This window comes from Mycobacterium sp. (genome assembly GCF_050700595.1).
Taxonomy (GTDB): Bacteria; Actinomycetota; Actinomycetes; order Mycobacteriales; family Mycobacteriaceae; genus Mycobacterium.
The window spans coordinates 1-6,900 of record NZ_JBOHHI010000016.1; the positions used below are offsets into that span (position 1 = coordinate 1).

At 64.2% G+C, this 6,900-nt stretch carries 8 protein-coding genes and 2 pseudogenes; 6 read left to right on the forward strand and 4 right to left on the reverse strand.

Translation table 11 applies throughout. The features are described from left to right. A partial coding sequence (locus ACRDTL_RS01240; protein WP_431504908.1) for a DUF5631 domain-containing protein occupies positions 1 to 441 on the forward strand: 441 nt, incomplete at its 5' end. Positions 442 to 455: 14 nt separating this feature from the next. Then, the gene (locus ACRDTL_RS01245) at positions 456 to 1,367 is read left to right on the forward strand and encodes a hypothetical protein (RefSeq protein ID WP_431504909.1); all 912 of its coding nucleotides are present in this window, start codon (positions 456 to 458) and stop codon (positions 1,365 to 1,367) included. A gap of 350 nt (positions 1,368 to 1,717) precedes the next feature. Here the strand turns inward: ACRDTL_RS01245 and ACRDTL_RS01250 are convergent, their stop codons facing one another. Then, positions 1,718 to 2,011, reverse strand: a complete 294-nt coding sequence (locus tag ACRDTL_RS01250; protein ID WP_431504910.1) for a hypothetical protein — start codon at positions 2,009 to 2,011, stop codon at positions 1,718 to 1,720. 176 nt (positions 2,012 to 2,187) lie between these two features. Here ACRDTL_RS01250 and ACRDTL_RS01255 point away from each other — a divergent pair, with 176 nt between their 5' ends. The 3 genes from ACRDTL_RS01255 (at position 2,188) to ACRDTL_RS01265 (ending at position 5,085) form a co-directional block, all read left to right on the forward strand. Then, positions 2,188 to 3,669, forward strand: coding sequence for a hypothetical protein (locus ACRDTL_RS01255; RefSeq protein ID WP_431504911.1), 1,482 nt, complete (start codon positions 2,188 to 2,190; stop codon positions 3,667 to 3,669). A gap of 61 nt (positions 3,670 to 3,730) precedes the next feature. Continuing rightward, the gene (locus ACRDTL_RS01260; protein ID WP_431504912.1) at positions 3,731 to 4,015 is read left to right on the forward strand and encodes a WXG100 family type VII secretion target; all 285 of its coding nucleotides are present in this window, start codon (positions 3,731 to 3,733) and stop codon (positions 4,013 to 4,015) included. Between the two features lie 44 nt (positions 4,016 to 4,059). Further along, the gene (locus tag ACRDTL_RS01265) at positions 4,060 to 5,085 is read left to right on the forward strand and encodes an NAD(P)H-dependent glycerol-3-phosphate dehydrogenase (RefSeq protein ID WP_431504913.1); all 1,026 of its coding nucleotides are present in this window, start codon (positions 4,060 to 4,062) and stop codon (positions 5,083 to 5,085) included. A 19-nt stretch (positions 5,086 to 5,104) separates the two neighbouring features. On the opposite strand, the gene ACRDTL_RS01270 is transcribed toward ACRDTL_RS01265, so the two are convergent. Together ACRDTL_RS01270 and ACRDTL_RS01275 are read right to left on the reverse strand one after the other, a co-directional pair. Then, positions 5,105 to 5,347, reverse strand: a complete 243-nt coding sequence (locus tag ACRDTL_RS01270; protein ID WP_431504914.1) for a helix-turn-helix transcriptional regulator — start codon at positions 5,345 to 5,347, stop codon at positions 5,105 to 5,107. A gap of 125 nt (positions 5,348 to 5,472) precedes the next feature. After that, entirely contained in the window at positions 5,473 to 5,616 is a 144-nt protein-coding gene (locus ACRDTL_RS01275) for a toxin-antitoxin system HicB family antitoxin (RefSeq protein WP_431504915.1), read from the reverse strand. Between the two features lie 294 nt (positions 5,617 to 5,910). On the opposite strand from ACRDTL_RS01275, the pseudogene ACRDTL_RS01280 reads away from it, so the two are divergent. After that, positions 5,911 to 6,687, forward strand: a pseudogene (locus ACRDTL_RS01280) (SulP family inorganic anion transporter); the annotation flags it as partial. A 13-nt stretch (positions 6,688 to 6,700) separates the two neighbouring features. Here ACRDTL_RS01280 and ACRDTL_RS01285 read toward each other — a convergent pair. Further along, positions 6,701 to 6,900: pseudogene (locus tag ACRDTL_RS01285) on the reverse strand (protease HtpX); the annotation flags it as partial.

The window sequence follows — 6,900 nt, forward strand, 5'->3', positions numbered from 1 at the left end:
CTCAGACGCGGTGATATCGAATCACTGCTCGGCGAAGTGACCGTCACCGCCAGCTACGCACCGCTGCACTATCTGCCTCCCGCCGAGGACGCCGAGCCCGTGCCCACCTCCACCCGGGCCCGTCAAGGCTCGGTGGTCGAAGAACTCGGCTGGGAACTCGGCCAGGCAACCAAATGGCGTGACGGACTGCCCCGGCTGGCCCACACTCTGGCCAAAGCTGCCTCCGGCGGCACCGGTGTGCTCGATTCCGAAATCGACCTTCTCCACGAGCATCTCGTCACTGCTGGCGAGCAGGTTCTGAACGCGTACCCCGAGAATCTGGACGTCGCCGCGCTGACCAACTGGCAGCTGCTCGCGGCAATCGACGCGTTGACTGCAGCCGACAGCATCGCGGCCAACTATCACTTCGCCTGGTTTCAGGCATTGAGCCACCAGCCGTAGAAAGAAAGATCGTCATGGACCCGGAACAGCTGCAAATCGTCTTGGGCCAGCTCGCGCAGGCGCTCGGACTCCCGCCGCCACCGCCGCTCGCACCTGATCAGGTGACGTCGGCACGCTCAGCCATGAGTCAACTGCTCGCCGCTTTGGGCGTGGCCGCCAATTCCGGTGACCCCGCCGACCTGGCGGCCGCCGAGGGCGGATACAGCCAGCGCGAACTGAAAACCGGCCAAGCCATGACGAAATTCCCCGCCAACGAGGAGCAATCAGCCCAGGCGCTCCAGCAGCTCATGGGGACCGCTCAGCAAATACCGCAACAGATTAGCGGTATCGGGCAGGGCATCGGCGGCATGTTCGGCGGCTTCTTTCAGGCGCTCAACCAGGCGCTGCAACAGGGCGTGCAGGCCGGCTCGCAGCTCGGGAACGCCTTCGAAGGGGGCGGCCAGGGCGCGGCACTTGCCGGTGAGCTACCCGCTGATGCGCTCGGCGCCGGCGGTGGACTGCTCGGTGCCGGTGCGGGTGCTGCCGGGGCCGCCGGCGGTGCTTTGGAGGGGACCGCACCAGCCGGAAACCTCGGCCCGCCGCCTACCCCGTCGGCCGGCACCTTCCCCGCATCGTCACCACCGGCACCCCCGCCGCCGCCTGCGGCTGAGCCCTCGACAGCTCCGCGGGGCGCAATGGGGGGATACCCGATGATGCCGCCCGGCCCGATGGGCGGCCCCGCCGGTTCGGACGACGCGAAGGCCGACACCAAGCGCGTCGTCGGTCCCACGGTGAAGAACGGCGCCCCGGTGCAGGGCCGCATCACCACCCCACCACCGGTGCCCGAGGTGATCAAACGCGTGGAGGGCAAACCGGTTGCCGCCCGGCGCATCCTCGCGCACGAGAACAAACACGACACGGACGACACCGCCGACTCGAACCACTAACGCCGCGCAGTCAACCCATAAGGCGCACATGCTGGCGATGGTGTTGGGATGTGCGCCGCGGAGCGAGCGCGGCTGGCGGGATAGCCGTCAGAACCCCGCCAGGATAAATGCTGTCAATACGGCGACGGCGGCTCCGCAGGCCGCAGCGAATGAACCCAGCGCGAACTGTCGGGTGCGCGCCCGCGGGTACGTGACGGCCCCCAGGATGGCCGGAAATACCCACGCGATTGGCCAAAAGAACCCAAAGCACAGTACGAGGGACTGGATTCCGACAAAGAGCCCTAGCAGCATAGGAACTGGTCTGTCGTCGGGGGACCAGTATTTGGCCACAGAACCGGGCGCCGGCGGTGTCATGTGAGAGCCATCCTCAGACCGCCGATGATCAGGATCAGAGATCCGCCGGTTAACGGGGCGATGACGACCGCAGCGCCCGCGGTGCGCAGGGCACTGGTCCGAGCCCATCGCGCGACAACCAAGCCGACGGCGATCAGGCCGACACATACCGAAGCAATTGCCCACTTGACCCCGAGCGCCACGCTGGGCGCGGACGAGAAGACGGCCACGCGAGCGACCGTTGCCCACATGACCCCGCCCAGGCACGCCCCACCGAATATCGCGTAGCGCCAATTGATGCTGTCTGTCACCTCAACACCTAACTGCGTAACGGCTCGTGTCTTCACAACCTACCGGCGCAGAGTTTCCCAGCTATGGCGCGAGTTGGCAATTCAGTTTGCCTGCACGTGAAGTGACACGGTCGAGGAGCCCGTGGGAGACTTCGTCACCCGAGAAGGCGGTGGCGACGAGACGGAGGCAGTGGCGCATGACCAGCCTGTCTGTCGCGGACATCGACCGGTGGAATTCCGGCGATGTCCGAGAAGTTTTTCATGCTGCGCGCAGTCGGGCCGAAGCCGCCCAGCTTGCTTCAGATGGATTGGCAACACTGCCGGTATTCCAGACCTGGCGTGGCGCCGCCGCCGAGGCCGCAAAGAATTCCATCGAGCAGACACGTAAGGACCTCGACGAGCACGGACGCGAGGCCTTGGCGGTGGCAATGGCCGCCGACCGAGCAGCCGACGAAATCGACGCGGTCCAAGCCAAACTCAGAACATTGCGCGCCGACATCGAGGTCGCTGGGTTGACTATCGACCCCGTCACCAACAAAGTGGTGGCCGGCGGAACGTTTAACGGCACCGCCTCCGAGCTCAAGGCAAAGCAGAACGAGTTCCAGCCGAGGCTCGATGCGATCTGCGGCGAGGCGACCCTCGTTGACGAGCAATTGGCCCTCGCGATCAATATGGCCGACGGCGATGTGCCGATACCGAAAGGCTCGCCGACCATAGAACCTATCGGCCCCGACGGCCTGACCCCGGACCAGGTCGCCGCCGACGCGCAGCAAGAACAAAGCCGACGAGACGCTTTCCGTCAGGTCTACGGTCGAGATCCGGTGTCATCCAACGATTGGCGAATGGCCGATGCGCTCGATCCGCACACCTACGATCCCAGATACCGCGGGGTCAAATCGAACGTCGTGGTCGGACGATTCAAGCCCGTGCCCGGCGCCGGTGTCTACCGGCAAAACATGTATATACCCGCGGCTGAGGTTCAGAATATGAACGGACGGGGCTTGCCGCACATGGCCGGAGACAACCGGGGACCCTCGTCGATTGTTCCAGCGGAGTCCTCGAGGGTCAGCATCTACGCCGACATGGAACATGGGATCCTCGTGGCGCGGCAGAACCCGACGATGTCAACCGACGGCGTGGAGGCCGGCACCGGCGTTCCCGCTGTCGGCGTCCTCCAGGGCGACAATGGCGCCCTAATGATCACCTACAGTGCGGCAGACCCTTTCGAGCCTGGCCCTGCCAAGCCCTTCGTGAAAGTCTTCGGCAACATGAATATCGCCCCTATCGGTGGTGGGAACATCGCGGCCGGTGGCACTGTCACGCAATATCCGAACGCCGAAGCGTACCAGTACAAACCGGACGGTACGACAACGCAGCTGTTCACCCGACACTCGACCACAAACCAATTGGGGCCGCTAAGCCTCCTCTTACCGCAGACCCATATCGGTGCATCGTTGCCGGACTTGCCTCGACCGTGGACTGCTCCACTGCCAGAGGGCCTACGCCAGGAGTGGCCCAGGACGATACCGACCGAGCGTCTACCAATGACCGGCCTGGGGCCCGTGGCAAACCCACCAGTGATCCAAACCGTGCCAGTACCGCCTCCACCCACGATTCCTGCGACGGCTCCGCCGTTGCCCGTGCCCACGCCACCGCCGTTGCCCGTTCCGGCGCCGTGAAGTGACAGCCGATTCCGACCTTGGTATGCAATTAGGCAACGTCGGCCATGAGGAGACCACGATGCCATTTCAGGTCAATCTCGAACAGTTGCTGGCCTCGGCAGCACACGTCGCCGGGCACGGCGAAGACCTGGCCACTCGCCATCTGGCAGCCGACAACCGCATCGAATCAGCGACGCCCGGCTGGACCGGCAGGTCGGCCGAAGCGCTGGCCAACCGCGCGTCGCTATGGACGATGAAATCGACGTCGCTGGTGACCCGTGTCGGCGAGCACGCGGGCGACTTGCACGTCTGCATGCAGCAGTTCGCGACGATGGAGAAGGACAACGCCCAAGCGCTGAGTTAGCCAACTGCCGGTGAACAGCCGCCGTCGGCAATACGCTGATCGCCATGGCAGCTATGCGCGAACCGAAAGTCGTCGTCTTGGGTGGCGGGTCGTGGGGTACCACCGTCGCATCGATCTGTGCCCGCCGCGGACCGACGCTACAGTGGGTGCGCTCGCAGGACACCGCCGACGACATCAACGAAAACCATCGCAACACCCGTTACTTGGGCAGCGAAGTCGTCCTCAGCGAAACCCTGCGCGCCACAACCGACTTCTCCGACGCTGCCAACTGCGCCGACGTCGTCGTCATGGGGGTGCCGTCGCACGGATTTCGCGCGGTGCTCACCGAACTGGCCGCCGAGCTGCGGCCCTGGGTACCGGTGGTGTCGCTGGTCAAGGGACTCGAACAGGGCACCAACATGCGGATGTCGCAGATCGTCGACGAGGTGCTGCCCGGCCATCCCGCCGGCATTCTGGCCGGACCCAATATCGCCCGCGAGGTAGCCGAGGGCTACGCGGCCGCATCTGTGCTCGCGATGCCCGACCAGCATCTCGCTGCCCAGCTCGCACAAATGTTCCGCACCAGGCGATTTCGCGTGTACACCACCGATGACGTGGTCGGTGTCGAGCTGGCCGGTGCGCTGAAGAACGTCTATGCGATCGCCGTCGGGATGGGCTACTCGCTCGGCATCGGCGAGAACACCCGGGCCATGGTGATGGCCCGCTCGGTGCGCGAGATGTCCAAGCTGGGCGAGGCGGCCGGCGGGCAGCGCGATACGTTCTCCGGGTTGGCCGGCATGGGCGATCTGATCGTCACCTGTACCAGCCAACGCAGTCGCAACCGCCACGTCGGTGAGCAACTCGGCGCCGGCAAACCGATCAACGAGATCATCGCGTCGATGAATCAGGTCGCCGAGGGTGTCAAGGCGGCCAGCGTGATCATGGAATTCGCCGACAAGTACGGGCTGAACATGCCGATCGCCCGTGAAGTCGACGCCGTGATCAACCACGGCTCCAACGTCGAGCAGGCCTACCGCGGCCTGATGGTCACCGAGGCCCCTGGGCACGAGGTCTACGGAACCGGGTTCTAGATCGCTCTACGCCGGGCGGTCAGTCCACATCGATGCGGATATGCAGCCGCTTGCCGCACACCTGAGCCAGTCGTTTCAAGTCATCGACATTCGGCACTTCATCGCCGCTCTCCCACGCGGCAAGCACTGACCGGCTAATACCCAATGCGTTGGCCAACTCGGCCTGGTTCATGTCGGCCCCGACACGCGTCTCGAACACCAGATCGGTCAGGTCCAACGACAGTCCGGCCTCGTGAATATCTATTGACTTAATTTCTGTCATCGGAACCACTGCCTTCGTAGGGTCGCCAGCAAACACCGGCAAACGTATACCCACTATAAGCCGGTCTATACCCAGGGACAACGGGACGTTAACGGACCGTTACAACTTCCTCACGGCCGCGCTTATCACAAGTCGAAGAGCCCGGTCGGCTGCCCGCCCGCGAGCTTCTGCACCACCCACTGATTCATCGACACGTCCTCACCGGCGGCTTCGCGCTCGGCGATGTGCTCGTCGGCGGCTTGCTCGGTGCTGGCAATCGCTTCTTGCATCGTCGGCGCCCATCGCGACAGCCACGGCAATTCGATGCATCGCCGTGGTTCATGCTGGACGTGATATCACATGTGATGCCACATCAGCGAGGGTACTAATCCTCCAACCAGGGACCGATGAACCTCGTGGGAACTCTTGTGCCCGTTATGACTATGACCGGCTAGTTGCCGTATAAGTACTGTCACCCATAGCAATTGGGCGCCGAGTTCTGTAAAGGCCTGTGTGCGAAAGCTTTAACGCCGCTGCAACCTTGGACACCGAAACGTTAACCGGCGAATCGTTACGCTGCACCCATGGGCGGATCGCCGTTACGGGTCAGTGCTCCTGCTGCTGGATTGACGGTGGTCGTCGCCGATCTCGTCGCCCAATTCGGCTGGGCGGTGACTTGTATGATCACCATGACCGCCGGTGCGCTGCAGGTTGTTCTGGGACTGGGCCGGGTCGCGCGCGCCGCGTTCGCGATCCCACCGGTGGTCGTCCACGCGATCCTGGCCGGCATCGGAATCACGATCGCGCTCCAACAGGCACACGTGCTGTCGGACGGGCAGTCCAAAAGCTCTGCGTGGCACAACATCATCGGCCTGCCCGAACAACTACTCGAGGCTGACGGCGGCAGTCTCATCGTGGGCATGCTGATAATCACCACTCTGATTGCCTGGCGCTGGGTTCCCAGACCCCTCGCCTACATTCCCGGTCCGTTGGTCGCGATCGTCGCAGTGACGATCATCTCGCTGGTCTTCCCGTTCCACCTCGCGCGGATCACCCTCGACGGATCGCTGCTTGATGCGCTGCAGTTACCTGGCCCTCCCGATGGCAACTGGGGTGCCCTCGGCAAGGGTGTGATCATCGTCGCGTTGATCGCCAGCATCGAGAGGCTGCTGTCGGCGGTGTCGGTGGACAGAATGCACGGCATGTGGAACCACATTGAAACCGCCCGTCGCAGCGGGGATATCGTCGTCTACCTGATAACGCCGATCGGTGGCATGTTCCTCAGTCTGCTGCAAGCTGTCCTGATGGGGCTTTTGGTGGCCGCCGGCCTGATCGGATGGCGGGTAATCCGGACCAAGATCGCGTACGCACGGCCTAATCGCCCGCCATCGCCTCGAGCCGACGGATCCGGTCGGCGATCGGCGGGTGCGTGGAGAACAACGACCCGACGCGCTCACCCGCACGGAACGGGTTGGCAATCATCAAGTGCGCCTGGCTGGCCAGCTGCGGCTCCGGCGGCAGTGGGGCCGTTTGCACACCATTGGTGATCTTGCGCAGGGCCGACGCCAACGCCA

Excerpts from the sequence above, each read along its gene's own strand:
- ACRDTL_RS01265 (WP_431504913.1), top strand. The coding sequence starts at position 4,060 with ATGGCAGCTATGCGCGAACCGAAAGTCGTCGTCTTGGGTGGCGGGTCG.
- ACRDTL_RS01275 (WP_431504915.1), bottom strand. The coding sequence starts at position 5,616 with ATGCAAGAAGCGATTGCCAGCACCGAGCAAGCCGCCGACGAGCACATC.
- ACRDTL_RS01255 (WP_431504911.1), top strand. The coding sequence starts at position 2,188 with ATGACCAGCCTGTCTGTCGCGGACATCGACCGGTGGAATTCCGGCGAT.
- ACRDTL_RS01245 (WP_431504909.1), top strand. The coding sequence starts at position 456 with ATGGACCCGGAACAGCTGCAAATCGTCTTGGGCCAGCTCGCGCAGGCG.
- ACRDTL_RS01260 (WP_431504912.1), top strand. The coding sequence starts at position 3,731 with ATGCCATTTCAGGTCAATCTCGAACAGTTGCTGGCCTCGGCAGCACAC.
- ACRDTL_RS01270 (WP_431504914.1), bottom strand. The coding sequence starts at position 5,347 with ATGACAGAAATTAAGTCAATAGATATTCACGAGGCCGGACTGTCGTTG.